We start from the raw sequence: 15077 nt of genomic DNA, 5'->3' as shown, positions 1-15077 counted from the left end.
ATCAGCGCGGTAAAGTCAAGAAATGCCGGTGCCGACGCACCGCCGGTTGCTCCGTCATGGTTCCAATTCGTGCAAACGCGCAATGGTGCAGGTTGTTCCGGCGCGCGAGTGGATCGTGTCGCGCTTGGCACACAACTGCCCATCGCTGGCCGATTCGACATAGAACCCGGAATAGAAATCGCGTGCATTGCACATGCGATCAAGATCGGCGCCCATCAGCCGCCGGTCGCGCATGAACAGTACCAGCCGTGAATCCGAAACCGGCCTTGAGCCGAAGATGCCGGACACCGACAGGCATTTTGCGGACTTTTTCTCGCGCAGTCGCACGACAGCAGGCGGACCGATGTCGCGGAACGGGTCTGGCCGGGGGCCGCCGGGCGCGATTCGAATGATGAGCCGTTGTTCGATCCGCACCTGCTCCCAGCGTATGTCATCGATCAGAGCAGAGAGCGTACCCATCCCGTTGTCGCCGGGTGCTTGGTCGACCGACGTGTCTTCAGCCCGGATCAGCGCTGGCCCGGACGTGCTCCAGCCTGACCGCGCCCTGTCCGTGACAGGCGGCGTCCGAGGCAGCAACAGCGCCGATACCGCTAACAGGAAGCCAGACATCATCATCGTCGCGGTTGCGCTTGCAGTCCCTCAAATCCCAGGGCCATTCTGATGCGTCTTGACCGTGGACACACTCTCGATAGCTGGCGCGGTTGAACACCCGCTTAACCTGCATCATCGATGCGACAGGGCGTTGCCCAAAGCAATGCCATTTGCAACGAGGCCATTGAGGCACGCAGGGGCGCGGCAAAAATCCATTGCCGACCCGCCCGCGCGGGCTTAGCCCGCCAACATGACCTCCAGCCCGTCCCTGCAGTCGGACTTGCCCGACGATCGCCTCGGCCATTTCATCGTCGCTGCGCTCGCTTTGCTTGGCCAGCGCGGCTTTACGACCGACGCAGACCAGATCGCGCCATGGCTGACCGATTGGCGCGGACGGTTCACCGGACGGACGCTTGGCCTGGCTTCGCCCGCCAGCACGGACGAAGTTGCCGCAATCGTCCGCCTTTGCGCGGCGCACGGGGTGCCGATCGTACCGCAAGGTGGCAACAGCGGCATGTCGGGTGGTGCCACTCCTGATAACAGCGGTACCGCGATCGTGCTGTCGCTGCGCCGGATGAACGCGATTCGCGCATTGGACAGATCGGCCAGAACCGTGACGTGCGAGGCAGGTGTCGTGTTGCAGGTGCTGCATGAGGCAGCCGAGCGCGAGAACCTGCGCTTCCCGCTGTCGCTTGGTGGCAAGGGTTCGGCTACGGTCGGCGGACTGATCTCGACCAATGCCGGGGGCACCCAAGTGCTGCGGCACGGCTCGATGCGTGCGCTCACGCTGGGGGTCGAGGCAGTGCTGCCCGACGGTTCCGTGCTCAACCAGTTGGTTCCGTTGAAGAAGGACAATCGCGGCTTTGACCTCAAGCAGTTGCTGATCGGGTCGGAAGGCACGCTGGGCATCGTCACCGCCGCCGCGCTCAAACTGGAGCCTGCCGTCGCGGCGCGCGCCGTGTTGTGGGCAGGGCTCGATTCGCTGCCGCAAGCAAGGGGGCTGCTGCTCCATGCCGAAGCGCTTGCCGGGCAGGCGCTGGAAGGCTTTGAGGTGCTACCCCGCCATTCGCTCGAAGCCGTGCTCGACTATCTCCCCGGAGCGCGCCGCCCGATCGGGGGCGACCATGCGTGGCATGCCCTGATCGAACTGGTCGCCGATGCCGATGCTGCCGATCGCCTGCCCGAACTGGCCGAGCGTGTCCTCGTGGGGGCACTGGAGCAAGGTTTGATCGCCGATGCCACGATCGCCAGCAGCGAGGCGCAGGCCGAAGCATTCTGGGCCTTGCGCGAAAACATCGCCCCGGCAGAACGGGCTATCGGCCCAGCCGTGCAGCACGACATCAGCGTGCCGGTGGCTTTGATGCCCGATTTTGTCGAACAGACTGCACCCGAGATCGAGGCCGCATGGCCGGGGACGAAGGCGGTCGGCTTCGGTCATCTGGGCGACGGCAACATCCATTACCACGTGCTCGCGCCTGCGGGCGTGGACGCGGCAAGCTGGCAGGCAGGTGATGGCAAGGCGATCAGCCGGATGGTGCATGATCTTGTCACACAATGGGGCGGGTCGATCAGCGCCGAACATGGCATCGGCCAACTCAAGCGGGATGAACTGGCGCGGCTCGGCGATCCGGTGGCACTGGCCCTGCTGCGCGCGGTCAAGAACGCGCTTGATCCGCAAGGACTGCTCAACCCCGGCAAACTGATCTGACCCCGCCACTTTGACCAAGCTGCCGCCCACCTGCTGCGGGGCGACACAATCGTTCCGCGAACTTGCCATAAAGCGCCCAAAACCGCGCGTTTGTATGACAGTGATGTTGCAGGTGGCCTTGCGCGGCCCGGCCCCCTCCCCTAAACGACCGCATCCACCGGGGGCTGGTCAAAGCTCCGGTGCCATGCTTGACGGAGTGTAATTCCATGGCCAGCGCGCCTGCCAACCTGCCCCTGCTTTACAATGACCTGGTACCGGTCAACCTGCGTGACCACGCCACCTGGCGCGCGCGCGGTGCGAATCAGGCCAAGTGGCTGGTCGGCCAACACGCCGTACCGCTGACGGTCGAGGAATTCCCCCAGGCCGCCCGCCACTTCCCGATCATCTTTTCGAGCGGCGACAACCCCGTTCCGCTGGCGCTGCTGGGCCTGAACGAGGGCGTCAACACGTTCGTCGATGCCGACGGCAACGTCGAGCCCAACGTCTACCTGCCGGCTTATGCCCGCCGTTATCCGTTCATGCTCGCCAAGCTGCAGCCCGATAGCGAAGAATTGTCGCTGTGCTTCGATCCGACTGCCGGCCTGATCGGTCCGTTCGAAGATGGCGAGCCGCTGTTCGACGGCGATCAACCCTCCGAAGCGACCAAGGCCGCACTGTCGTTCTGCGAACAGTTCGAACAGGCTGGCCAGCGTACGCAGGCTTTCGTCGAGGAAATCAGCAAGCACAAGCTGCTGATGGAAGGCGAAGTCTCGATCCAGCCGAACACGGGCGGCCAGCCGTTCGTCTATCGCGGCTTCCAGATGGTCGACCAGCAGAAGCTGCGCGAGCTGCGCGGCGACCAATTGCGCGCCTGGGCGCAAAGTGGCCTGTTGCCGCTGCTCTATGCGCATGTGTTCTCGCTCGAACTGATGAGCGCGATCTTCCAGCGTCAGGCCGAACAGGGCACCGCGCCTGCGCCGGCCCTGCCCGATCTGCCCGGCCTCGGCTGACCTGACCCCACGATTGCGCCAGACGGAATGTCGGGCGCGGTCGTCAAAAACACCGAAGCGGCGCCTTCCGGTAACCCGGAACGGCGCCGCAATTCGTTGAATCTTCATGAGTCTGACTACGCGATGAACACTAGGTTTTACCCTATTCACGCAATTTGACTTGCATGACGATTTGTCTTTGCCTATTGTAAAGATGTCACGGCGGTGCTCCCCTCATGGCCCGACGTGACCGGTGCACTTTGTGCACCTCCTCCCTGAACCTTGGCCACCTGGAGCGTGTCTCCAGGTGGTTTTTTCTTGTGATGCCCGTCTGGTTTGTCTTGCGAAACCAAGGGCCATGCAATGTCGGGCGGCTTGGCTGGCGGTGCGACCCGCTATTCGGCGGCAGCGCGCCAATGTTGCCTGCCACGCCCGCATTCGGCGACGGTCACGGCAATACGCCGCACCAGCCCGGCCAGCATATCAACCACGCCGGCATAGCCCGGCCCCGGCTCTGCCAGCCGCCCGTCGAGATAGGCTTGCCGGTCGATTTCCAGTTGCAGGCCGTGGACCCCGCGATGGCGTCGGGCGTGGCGCTCAAGCACATAGCCCCCCGCATAAGGCCGGTTATGCGCCACCGGCCAGCGACTCTCCGTAAGGGCCGCGAACATGGCGCTGACGATGGTCCCGTCGCACGCTGCGCCAAAGCGGTCGCCCACCACAAGGCGCGGCGGCACATCGCCCGGCCCAGCGCTGGCCAGCGGAGGCATCGAATGCAGATCGATGAGCAACACCGCTCCCCACCGCGCGCAGACCGCTTCAAGCATGGTGCCCAAAGCTTCATGATAGGGAACGTGCACATTGTTGATGCGCGCTGCCAATTCGTCGGGCTCTAGCCGGGAGCGCCATACGTCGCCCAGCGCGGGCAGACGGCGTGGGACCAGTCCCAAACCACTGCGGGCGCGGTGGATGGCGCTGGGCGCCGCCGTCTTCGCTGCGGGAAAGCTTTGATGACCATCCGCCCGACCACCCACGATCATGTCCCAGTCGATGTCGTCGGGCCCGCGATTGAGGTCGATCATTGCTCGCGGCGCATGGGCAATCAGGATGCCGGCGCCGGTCGCCCGCGCCACTTCGAGCCCGATCAGATCGATCAGGCGGTCCTCAAGCCGGGGCGCCGCGATCTGCGGGTGCCGCATTGCGCCGAGCACTTGCGCCGAATAGGCGCGCCCTGCATGCGGGACGGCGATCACCACGGGGATCGGCGAGGGATCGGGCAGACTGTACGAAAACGCCGGAACGCCTGTCAGTCCCGGGATGACCCCGCCTGCCGACCATGGCGGATCGGCGGGATGGGACTGCGGCATTGCGGAATGCACGCCGTGCGAATCGGCAAGTGCCGCGTTCGCCGAATCGCATGCCGAATCGGGCAAGCCTGAGTCCGCCTTGTCCATGCAATGACGCTGCAATCCTTTTGCGATCGTGTCAAAGAGACGCGCTACCGATCAGGCCGCAGATTCTTAACCGATTGGGGTGTAAAGCGAGTACGACAATGACGAGAGGCGATGTCGGCCTGGCCGTTTGCGCCGCCTTGCCGATGCCCGATGCTCAACTCTGGATGAAGCGAAAGTGACGATGATCCGCATCCTGCTGGCCGAAGACGAAGAAGCCATGCGCACCTATCTGGCCCGCGCGCTGGAAAACGCCGGATATGAAGTGGTCGCGGTCGATCGCGGAACCGAAGCGGTGCCGCTGCTTGAGCGCGAACATTTCGATCTGCTGCTGTCCGACATTGTCATGCCAGAGATGGATGGAATCGAACTGGCCCAGCGCTGTGGCGAGATCAGCCCGGCGACCAAGGTCATGTTCATCACCGGTTTTGCCGCAGTCACGCTCAAGGCCAACCGCGAAGCTCCGCAGGCCCGTGTCCTGTCCAAGCCTTTCCATCTGCGCGATCTGGTGCTCGAGGTCGAACGCGTGTTCGCCGATCATCCGTTGGCCGGAAACAGCCAGCCGATCCACTGACCGTTCCTGCCAGAACCGGCCCGCGAGGCCGCCTCAATTGATGTTAAATGCCCTCTTGCAGTCCGGGCAGACCCCGGTTAAAGGGCTGCTCCCACGGCCGAGAGGCTGCGGACACGATGGTGCGGGCGTATAGCTCAGTGGTAGAGCACTATGTTGACATCGTAGGGGTCGCAAGTTCAATCCTTGCTACGCCCACCATCGAAAAAGGCCGCCCTCTCAGTGAGTTGGGCGGCTTTTTCGTGTCTGACTGAGGTCTGATCCGACGAACTCAGGCAGCTTTCGACGCGACGTGTCCCTTGGCTGCAGCCGCGGCGCGTTGTGCCGGGGTCCACACTTCGCCGGACTTGCGCAATGTGTGGCGGTGTTCAAGCTTGAAGCGGGCGACGAGCGTGGCCAGCCGCCCGGCTTGCTCCGAAAGCCCGTGCGCGGCCGCGTTGGTCTGCTCGGCCATCGCGGCATTCTGCTGGGTATTGGTGTCCATTTCGTGGATTTCGGTGCTGATCGCGCGCAGTCTGTCGGTCTGCTGCTCAGCGTAACTGGCGATCTCGCTGGTCTGCTCGGTAGCGGCGCGCACCCGTTCGATGATCGTTTCCAGCGCGGTGCCGGTGCGACCGACCAGATCGACCCCCTCGTCCACGTCCTGACCCGATTTGCCGATCAGATTCTTGATCGATTTGGCTGATTCGGTCGTGCGGTGGGCGAGCGCCCGCACTTCGCTGGCCACCACGGCAAAGCCTTTGCCCGCCTCGCCCGCCCGCGCCGCTTCGACCCCGGCGTTAAGCGCCAGCAGATTGGTCTGAAACGCGATGCCTTCGATGACCTCGATGATCTTGGCGATTTCTTCGGAGGACATCTTGATCTTGTCCATGGCGGCAATGGCGTCCTGAACGATCTCGCCGCTGGCCCGCGCGCTTTCGTCGACTTCCGCGACCGTTGCATTGACGTCGCGGGCGCTTTCTGCCGTCGTCTCGACCCCTTTTGCGATCTGGCGCATGGCTTCGGATGCACGAGCCAGAGCGGCCGCCTGCCGCTCGGTGCGGTGGGCCTGATCGTCGGCGGCATCGCTGATCTCGCGTGCGCCCACGTTGATGTTGTCCGCAGCTTCGGTCATCGCCACGATCATCTGGCTCATCTCGCGGCGCATGTCGTGAAAATCGCTGGCGATGCGGTTGTAGGCTGACGGCATACCGGAAAGTTCCGCGCGCAAATCACCGACCGCCATGGCCTTGAGCGCGGTGCCGAGGCGGTCGATGACGTCCTTGCGGCCCCGTTCCTCCGCCTTGAAATAGGCACCAAGCGCGGCTTCCATGTCGAGCAGAGCGGTCTTGACCAGCGACGCCAGCGCCCGGCGCAGCGAGCGTCCCAACAACCGCCCCATCGGGTGCGATTTCATTGCCCGCTCGATCAGCGTTTCAAGCACCAGCGCATAGCTGCCGACATAATAATTCGGCGTCAGCCCGATGTCGGCATGAACCTGACCGACCCGTTCGGCGCGGGCGATCGCCGCGGTATCGAAGGCAGTCGAAAAAAGTTTGTTCCAGTGCTGCAACTGGGCATTGGCCGCCCGATCGCGTTGTTCTGCAGTGGGTAGCAGTCTGGCTGTGGTGGCATCGGTAGAGATACGAGCATAGAGCCGGTCGAGCGCCGGCTGAGCGTGCCGGGCGACAATGGCCTTGATCGCCGGAAATGCGGCAAGGTTGCCCGCATCAAGTGTAACAAACGAGCCGCTGTCCGTGCTTGTGGCGCCTTCAACTGTCATGCGTCGGTACCCGGTCCCAAAGGAATTTCAGGCACCTATCCTTGTGCAACACGGTTAATTTGGTCGCAGCTCAACCCTCCGTAACAGCCGCAGTGTCTTGCTGGCGTCAGGTGTTGGCCGCCCGGTCAGCCCCACGACTGCAACCGGCGCATGGCAGCAGGAATCCTGCCGCCATGCGCCGGTCCGATCATGTCATGCGCTGGCGCTCACTTGCCCTGCCAGTTGGGCTTGCGCTTTTCGGCGAAGGCTGCGGCGCCTTCGCGCGCATCCGACGAGGTGAACACCGGCGTGATGTAGGCCTGCTGCTTGTCCCACATCTCTGCCTCGGTCCATTCGTGCGAATCGCGAACGATCGCCTTGCTGGCGATAAGCGCGAGCGGGCCGTTTTCGGCGACTCGTGCAGCCAGCACTTTGGCCGCATCGAGCGAAGGTCCGTCGACGATCTGGTTGATGAAGCCCAGCTCATAGGCGCGCTGCGCGGTGATGAAGTCACCGGTAAGCGCCAGTTCCATGGCGATGCGCGGCGGGATCTGGCGCGGCAGCTTGATCAGGCCCCCGGCAGCGGCGGCAAGACCGCGCTTGGCTTCGGGGATGCCGAATCTGGAAGAGGCGCTGGCCACGATCAGGTCGCACGAAAGGGCCAGCTCCATGCCCCCTGCCAGCGCGTAGCCGTCAACGGCCGCGATCACCGGCTTTTTGGGCGTCCATTGCGACAAACCGCCAAAGCCGCGCCCGGGAATGCTGGGCGACTCGCCGCGCAGAAAGCCCTTGAGGTCCATGCCCGAACAGAACGTGCCTCCTGCGCCGGTGAGGATCGCCGCACGCAAGTCGGGATCGGCGTCAAGCCGGTCCATTGCCGCAGAAATGCCCTCGGCCGCAGCCTTGTTCATCGCGTTCTTGGCATCGGGCCGGTTGATGGTGACGATCAGGACGTTGCCGTCCACTTCGGTGAGAACTTCGGCTGCTTCGCTCATGAGACATCCTCCACGATCTGGTGACGATTAATCGTTCGATTAAGCGGTTTGGCGCGCAACAGCGGCGCTGTCCAGTCCCCTGAGGTTCGGATGCGCCTTTTTGCCCCCCACCTTGCACGTTGCTGCCCACCTGCTAAGGGAACCGCAAAACCTCCCCCAGGACGCGGACAGGACGAACATGGCGAAGATCAAGGTGAAGAACCCGGTCGTCGAACTTGACGGCGATGAAATGACCCGGATCATCTGGCAATGGATCCGCGAGCGGCTGATCCTCCCCTATCTCGACATCGATCTGAAGTACTACGATCTGTCGGTCGAGAAGCGCGACGAGACCAACGACCAGATCACCATCGACTCGGCCAACGCGATCAAGGAATATGGCGTGGGCGTGAAGTGCGCCACGATCACCCCCGATGAAGCGCGCGTGGAGGAATTCGGCCTCAAGCAGATGTGGAAGTCGCCCAACGGCACGATCCGCAACATTCTGGGCGGCGTGGTGTTCCGGGAACCGATCGTGATCCAGAACGTGCCCCGCCTGGTTCCGGGCTGGACCGATCCCATCGTGGTCGGCCGCCATGCGTTCGGCGACCAGTACCGCGCCACCGATTTCGTCGTTCCGGGTCCGGGCAAGCTGCGCCTGATCTGGGAAGGCGACAACGGCGAAGTGATCGACCGCGAGGTGTTCAACTACCCGTCGGGTGGCGTTGCGATGGCGATGTACAACCTCGACGATTCGATCCGCGATTTCGCCCGCGCCTCGTTCAACTATGGCCTGAACCTTGGCTGGCCGGTGTATCTGTCGACCAAGAACACGATCCTCAAGGCCTATGACGGCCGATTCAAGGATCTGTTCCAGGAAGTGTTCGACACCGAAGGCTTCAAGGAAAAGTTCGCGGCGGCAGGCATCGTCTACGAACACCGCCTGATCGACGACATGGTCGCCTCGGCGCTCAAGTGGTCGGGCAAGTTCGTGTGGGCCTGCAAGAACTACGACGGCGACGTGCAGTCCGACACTGTTGCGCAAGGGTTCGGCTCGCTCGGCCTGATGACTTCGGTGCTGATGACGCCCGATGGCAAGACCGTGGAAGCAGAAGCGGCGCACGGCACCGTCACGCGCCACTATCGCCAGCACCAGCAGGGCAAGCAGACTTCGACCAACCCGATCGCGTCGATCTTCGCGTGGACGCGCGGCCTGATCTATCGCGGCAAGTTCGACGACACGCCCGATGTGGTGAAGTTTGCCGAAACGCTGGAGCGGGTCTGCATCGAAACCGTCGAAAGCGGCGCGATGACCAAGGATCTGGCAATCCTGATCGGCCCCAACCAGCCGTGGATGACCACCGAGAAGTTCTTCGAGGCGATCGTCCAGAATCTTGAAACGGCGATGACGACCTGGGGGTGACCCTCTGCGTTTCAGCCACTTGACTGCAAAGGCCCCGGCAGAGTCCGGGGCCTTTTTGTATTGAAAACAGTCCGGCTTGTCCGGTTTGGGCAATCTGGTTAAGGCCGTTACAACCTTTTCCGGTTCAAAGACTGCGGGCAACAGGCAGCAGGGAGAATAACGGGCGTGGTGATGCTGGTGGCAATCTTCTCGGCAAGCCTGATTGGGCTGATCGGGTTGCTTGTCCTGCTGGTGCAATCCAGCCGCGAGCGCAGCCGAGGCACGCCCAAGTCTCGCCCGATTGCCCGCAAAGCCAAAGCGATACAGGGCGATGCGTCGCCCTCGGTTGCGGAAGCACCCGCTCCATCGGCAGGTCGCAGACGCTCGATCCGAAACCTCGTGCCGGCAGTCGAAGGGGCGGACGCGGCGCCCGAAATGGCGCTCCAACCAACCATCTCCCCCGTGCTGAAACGGGCCGCCGGTCAGGCGATCGTGTTCCGTCAGGACTTTCCGACCGACCCCACCAGCGCATCGCCGCAACCACAGGGTCTTGGCTGGTTCGGCGGCCTTCCGTCGGCTTCGGCTGGTTTTGTCTGGCCGCGCGGCCATACGCACGGGCGGCCGCTGCACTTTCTCGCCCAGATCGATCTGGCAGAGGTGGCTCCTGCCGGACGGCTCGAACTGTTGCCCGATCACGGTTTGCTGTGGCTGTTCGTCGACCTGACCGACGGCCTGCAAGGCGATTTTGCCGTCATCTGGCATACTGGAGAAGTCGGCGCGGGTGCGGGCGATGTCGCGCTGCCGCCCGACCTGGCCCCCGCTTTTGGCGCGGCTGCCGCAACCGCTTGGCCATGGGTCTTGCCCGGCGCCACGGGAACCCCAGTGTTGCCATGCTGGCGGTTTCGCCCGATCGTGATTGACTTGCCCGCGACCGATCCTGCCCAGACTGTTCCGATATGGCCCGAAACGGATGCGGTTGGGCCCGCGCTGCTGGCAGCACAAGGCCAGCCGGTGCCGTTCGATCCGATCAGCGCGCGGGACTTTCCCGCCCTGCAGCCCCCGTGGAGCGGTTTCCCGCGTGACTGGCTGTCGGTGCAGATCGTGACCGCGCAACTGGTGCAGGAAGCCGACCGCGCCGCGCGCATCCCCTCACCCTCGTTATGGCCGGGTCTGTCTGAAAGCGAGCGGCTGCTCGCGATCGCACGGACTCGCGACGAGGCGATCGAATGGCACGACCATGCCGCGCGCAATGCCGCGTTCGATCCACTCGACAGCGGGGTGCGCGCCGTGTTCAACCAATGGTTCGCGGAACAGGACGAACTGGCGCGACTGGTCGGTCCGCGCGCGTTCGAAGCGGCGATCGAGACGGGACTGCACGCCTTTCCGGGCAGCGCAGCCGACGTGCCCAGCCCCATCCTTGCCCGCATCGCCGCGCGACACGCTCTGGCCACGTGCGCCGATGGCCGGATCATCGCCGACCGGCCCGACCGCATGCTTTCCGCCCCCAGCGGTATCGCAGGCGAGGCGCCGCCGCTGGCGCAAAGCCATCTGTTGCTGATCGAACTTGTCGGCAATCGGGCACTGGGCCATCATTTCGACGGGCGCATCGTGCAGTTCTGGATCAGTCCGACCGATCTTGCCGCGCGCCGGTTCGAGCGTGCCGTGATGACCTGTCTCGACCCCTGGCGCCCCCACGACGAGGGCTGAGGCCCGGCCCCGGCCCCGCATGCTACCAAACCAGCCCATTGCGGCTGGCGGATGCGCGATCCCTCGCCTAAGCTGCGATAATGTCTGGATCAATCGTTCCTTCGACCGCGCTCAGCGACGCGCTGGTAATTCTGGGTGCGGCGGGAATCGTCATCCCCGCCTTCGCGCGGGTGCGGATAACGCCGATCATCGGTTTCATTCTGGTGGGACTGGCGGTCGGCCCCTATGGCCTGGGCGCGATGGTGCCGCAGCATCCATGGCTCTACCATATCACGATCACCGATCCGCACGCGATCGAACCCTTTGCCGAATTCGGCATCGTGCTGCTGCTGTTCGAGATCGGGCTGGAACTGTCGTTCGGGCGGTTGTGGGCGATGCGGCGTCTGGTGTTTGGTCTTGGCCCGATGGAACTGCTGGTATCGGCAGGGCTGCTGGCCATCGCCTTGCGCACGTCGGGTGAAAGCACGGTTGGCGGCCTCGGGCTGGGGCTGGCGCTGGCGCTGTCATCGACCGCGCTGGTACTGCCGATCTCGGGCACCCAAGGCGCGGTCGGGCGCGGTGCGCTGGCGATGCTGCTGTTCGAGGATATCGCGCTGGTTCCGATCATCTTCCTGCTGGGCGCGCTGGCGCCCGCAGGATCGGTCGATGCGCCCGACATCGTCACGACTCTGTGGCAAGGCGCGCTGGTCGTTGCCGTCCTGCTGATCGCGGGCAAGTTGCTGCTGCCGCGCCTGTTTGCCCAGGCGGCGGGGACGAAAAGCCCCGAACTGTTCCTTGCCGCCAGCCTGCTGGTGGTGATCGTGTCGTCGCTGGCGACCGGAGCGGTTGGCCTGTCGCCGATCATGGGCGCGCTGCTGGCCGGACTGCTGATTGCCGAAACCGCCTATCACGGCGAGGTCGAAGCGATCACCAAACCGTTCAAGGGCCTCGCGCTCGGGGTGTTCCTGATCACGGTGGGCATGGGCATCGACTTGCGGCAAGTGTGGGCACAAGGCTGGCAACTGGCGCTGGCCGTGGCGGGGGTGGTGCTGATCAAGACGGTGGTCACCGCGATTGCCTTGCGCATTGTCGGCAAGGACCGTGCCACCGCGTTGCAGACCGGCATCCTGATGGCCAGCCCCTCTGAAACGACGCTGATCGTCCTGACCGCAGCCACGCAAGCCCGGCTGATCGCCGCCGACACCGCACAGTTCTGGCAGATCGTCACCGCCATCGGCCTGACCATCACGCCACTGCTGGCCAAACTCGGCGAATTGTCGGGCCGCCGGGTCGAGCGGTCCGAAGCCCGCAGCGGGGCAGCCGCAGAGCCCCCTGCACCCATCGCCCACACCGACGTGGTGATTCTGGGCTTCGGGCGCGTAGGGCGCCTGATCGGTGACATGCTCAAGGTGCATGGACTGTCGTTCCGCGCCATCGACAGCGACCCCGCGATCGTCCGCGCCGCACGGGCTGAGGGCCTGCCGGTACTGTTCGGCAATATCGACAGCCCCGCAACGCTCGACCGGTTGGACCTGACCAACACCCGCGCGCTGGTGCTGACGATGGACGAGCCGGTGCTGGCGGTGCGCATCGTCAAACGGTTGCGCGCAGCCCTGCCCGATCTGCTGATGATCGCCCGCGCGCGCGATGCCAGCCATGCTGCCGAGTTGTACCGCGCGGGGGCTAGCCATGCCGTGCCCGAAACGCTGGAAAGCTCGTTGCAACTGTCCGAAGCGGTGCTGGTCGACCTTGGCACGGCGATGGGCCCGGTGATCGCCTCGATCCACGAAAAGCGCGACGAACTGCGCCGCCAGATCATGGCCGAGGGCGAGCTGGACAGCCCGCCCCGGCTCAAGACCCGCCGCCTTCGTCCACGCGAGGTTTAGGCCGCGCGAGATCCAGTCACGGCTTCAGGTAGCGGCCATACCAGTCGAGCACCCGCTCATAGCGGTCGCGCTGGAAGCTGGGGCGGCGGATGCCGTGGAACTCTTCGGGATAGGCCACCAGCCGCGTCGGAACACCCGTCAACTTCAGCGCCTGATAAAGTTGCTGGCCACCGATCAACGGCACGTTGTCGTCTGCCGTGCCGCCCAGAAACAGCGTCGGCGTCTTGATCCGGTCGGCGTGCAGCAGCGGTTCGGACATTTGCACATAGCGGTCGAACGCACCCCAAGGCGTGCCGATTTCCTGCGAATACTGCTTGATGTATTGGTCCACCCCGAACAGCGCGAAGATGTTGCCCTCGCCCGCGCCGCTGATCGCCGCCTTCACCCGATTGTCGCGCACGATCAGGAAGTCGGTGAGGATGCCGCCATAGCTCCATCCGCCCGAGCCCAACCGCGCCGGATCGGCAAAGCCTTGCGCCACCGCCCAGTCATAGGCCGCGTGCAGATCCTTGACCTCCTTGTTGCCCCAGTCGGCGGCGATCGTGCGGGCATAGTCGTCACCCCGGCCCGAACTGCCCCGGTAATTCAGCGCCAGCGCGGCATAGCCGTTGGCGGCGAGCAACTGGCGGAACATGTTGTCGCTGATCGCTTCCAGTTCGTGCGCATCTTGCGCAGTCGGCCCGCCATGGATCCACATCACGGCGGGATAGCGGGTGCCGGGCTTCGCTCCGAGCGGACGAACCAGCAGGCCATGTGCCTCGCTGCCGTCGATGGCCTTGACCGCAAAGTCCTCCACGGGCGCCCACGCGACGCGCGCGGCCACCTCGCGGTTGTGGCTGGTCAACACGCGAAACCGGTTGCCCTCAAGCGCATAGACCTCGCTAGGCTTGCCATCGCCGCTGGCGATCACTGCGCGCGGCGCCTTGGCATCGGGGGCGTCGCACTGGTCCGCAACGGCAAGGCTGCCATCGCCCAGCCGCTGCACCGCACCGCTGGCAAGGTCCGCCACCAACGGCACCTCGTGCCGGTCGTCGGCGGCGACCAGCCCGACTTTGCCTGCCCCCAACGAAACCGGGAACGCGACCGAATACGGCAAGGCCCCGGCCACTGGCGTCGTCACGCCGGTTGCCAGCACCGTCTGTGCCAGATGCGGCTGGGTATATTCATTGACCTTGACCACATCGCCATAAAGGTGCGCGATCCTGGTGCCATCGGCCGACCAGATCAGCTTCTGGCCAAAGGCATAGGCAAGCTTGGCGACGACCCGCGGGGTGGCCTTGGCCTCGGGCGCAACCAGCGTCAGCCAGTCGGTTGCGGGCGCCGCCGGGTCGAGCCGATGGTCGGCCAGATAGGCGATGGTCTTGCCATCGGGCGACCATTCCGCCGCAGTCTCGTCGGCAATACCGCTCGGCGTGATCTGGGTCAGCGCTTTGGTTGCCACGTCGAACACATAAAGATGCCCGTGGTCCTCGGCGGTGACGAAGCCCTGCCGATCCTCCTTGATCTGCGTGCCGTCGATCACCAACGGCCGGGGCCGTTCGGGATCGTCCTTGGGGCCTTCGGGCTTGGCGTCGGACAGGGTGAGCAGCAGCCTCCGGGCATCGGGCGACCACTTGTAGCCAAGGATTTCACCCTTGACGTCGGTCAGCTTCTGCGCCTCGCCGCCGCGCCGGTCGAGCACCCAGATCTGCGCGTGTTCGTCCTTGCCCCGCTTGGCCACGAACGAGATCGCCTTGCCATCCGGCGTGAACTGGGCATCGGCCACCCCGTCGGGGTTATCGACCAGCACGCGCGGGGCATCGCCCGCAAGATCGGCGAGCCACAGCGCCTGATGCCGCTTGTCGGCCTTGGCATCGACCGTGCCGACCAGATAAGCCGCCTGCTTGCCATCGGGCGAGCAGGTCAGCCCGCCGACGGTCTTGAGCGCCATGATGTCGTCGATCGTCAGCGGATGCGGCGCGGGCGCCGGTTGCGCCTGCAATGCTGTGCCCGCCGCCAGCGTTGCCAGCATGGCCCCGACCCGCATCGCCGTTACGGTCGATCGCGTCCGGCCTGATTGCCCCTGCATAGAATCCTCCACCCGATGTTGCGGGCGCAGG

General features: G+C 64.6%; 11 protein-coding genes and 1 tRNA gene. 7 read left to right on the top strand and 5 right to left on the bottom strand.

Going from position 1 to position 15077, the window contains the following annotated elements; genetic code table 11:
• Positions 1–54: 54 nt before the first annotated feature.
• Positions 55–615, bottom strand: a complete 561-nt coding sequence (locus LDN95_RS05665) for a hypothetical protein (RefSeq protein WP_226016676.1) — start codon at positions 613–615, stop codon at positions 55–57.
• A 226-nt stretch (positions 616–841) separates the two neighbouring features.
• On the opposite strand from LDN95_RS05665, the gene LDN95_RS05660 reads away from it, so the two are divergent.
• Positions 842–2299: an FAD-binding oxidoreductase gene (locus LDN95_RS05660; RefSeq protein WP_226016675.1), complete on the top strand. Its 1458-nt coding sequence runs from the start codon at positions 842–844 to the stop codon at positions 2297–2299.
• A 206-nt stretch (positions 2300–2505) separates the two neighbouring features.
• Positions 2506–3288: a SapC family protein gene (locus tag LDN95_RS05655; protein WP_226016674.1), complete on the top strand. Its 783-nt coding sequence runs from the start codon at positions 2506–2508 to the stop codon at positions 3286–3288.
• Positions 3289–3662: 374 nt separating this feature from the next.
• On the opposite strand, the gene LDN95_RS05650 is transcribed toward LDN95_RS05655, so the two are convergent.
• Positions 3663–4721 carry an N-formylglutamate amidohydrolase gene (locus tag LDN95_RS05650; protein ID WP_226016673.1) on the bottom strand — a complete coding sequence of 353 codons (1059 nt, stop codon included), beginning with the start codon at positions 4719–4721 and terminating at the stop codon, positions 3663–3665.
• Between the two features lie 181 nt (positions 4722–4902).
• Here LDN95_RS05650 and cpdR point away from each other — a divergent pair, with 181 nt between their 5' ends.
• Positions 4903–5292, top strand: a complete 390-nt coding sequence (cpdR, locus tag LDN95_RS05645) for a cell cycle two-component system response regulator CpdR (protein WP_226016916.1) — start codon at positions 4903–4905, stop codon at positions 5290–5292.
• 123 nt (positions 5293–5415) lie between these two features.
• Positions 5416–5490: transfer RNA gene (locus tag LDN95_RS05640), tRNA-Val, on the top strand.
• A 70-nt stretch (positions 5491–5560) separates the two neighbouring features.
• On the opposite strand, the gene LDN95_RS05635 is transcribed toward LDN95_RS05640, so the two are convergent.
• Together LDN95_RS05635 and LDN95_RS05630 are read right to left on the bottom strand one after the other, a co-directional pair.
• On the bottom strand, positions 5561–7051 hold the full coding sequence (locus tag LDN95_RS05635) for a methyl-accepting chemotaxis protein (RefSeq protein WP_226016672.1): 1491 nt from the start codon (positions 7049–7051) through the stop codon (positions 5561–5563).
• A gap of 206 nt (positions 7052–7257) precedes the next feature.
• Positions 7258–8025 (bottom strand): crotonase/enoyl-CoA hydratase family protein, encoded by a 768-nt coding sequence (locus LDN95_RS05630; RefSeq protein ID WP_226016671.1) that lies wholly within the window; start codon positions 8023–8025, stop codon positions 7258–7260.
• A gap of 178 nt (positions 8026–8203) precedes the next feature.
• Here LDN95_RS05630 and LDN95_RS05625 point away from each other — a divergent pair, with 178 nt between their 5' ends.
• The 3 genes from LDN95_RS05625 (at position 8204) to LDN95_RS05615 (ending at position 12978) form a co-directional block, all read left to right on the top strand.
• Complete coding sequence (locus LDN95_RS05625; protein WP_226016670.1) at positions 8204–9427, top strand: NADP-dependent isocitrate dehydrogenase; 1224 nt, start codon at positions 8204–8206, stop codon at positions 9425–9427.
• 171 nt (positions 9428–9598) lie between these two features.
• Positions 9599–11113 carry a DUF1963 domain-containing protein gene (locus LDN95_RS05620; RefSeq protein ID WP_226016915.1) on the top strand — a complete coding sequence of 505 codons (1515 nt, stop codon included), beginning with the start codon at positions 9599–9601 and terminating at the stop codon, positions 11111–11113.
• Positions 11114–11193: 80 nt separating this feature from the next.
• A complete protein-coding gene (locus LDN95_RS05615) occupies positions 11194–12978 on the top strand; it encodes a cation:proton antiporter (protein ID WP_226016669.1) in 1785 nt (594 codons plus the stop codon).
• 16 nt (positions 12979–12994) lie between these two features.
• On the opposite strand, the gene LDN95_RS05610 is transcribed toward LDN95_RS05615, so the two are convergent.
• Positions 12995–15046 carry a S9 family peptidase gene (locus LDN95_RS05610; protein ID WP_226016668.1) on the bottom strand — a complete coding sequence of 684 codons (2052 nt, stop codon included), beginning with the start codon at positions 15044–15046 and terminating at the stop codon, positions 12995–12997.
• Positions 15047–15077: the final 31 nt, after the last annotated feature.

Source organism: Novosphingobium sp. FKTRR1 (assembly GCF_020404405.1).
Lineage (GTDB): Bacteria > Pseudomonadota > Alphaproteobacteria > Sphingomonadales > Sphingomonadaceae > Novosphingobium.
The sequence above is the reverse complement of the archived record's forward strand: the minus strand, read 5'-3'. Positions and strand labels throughout refer to the sequence as shown.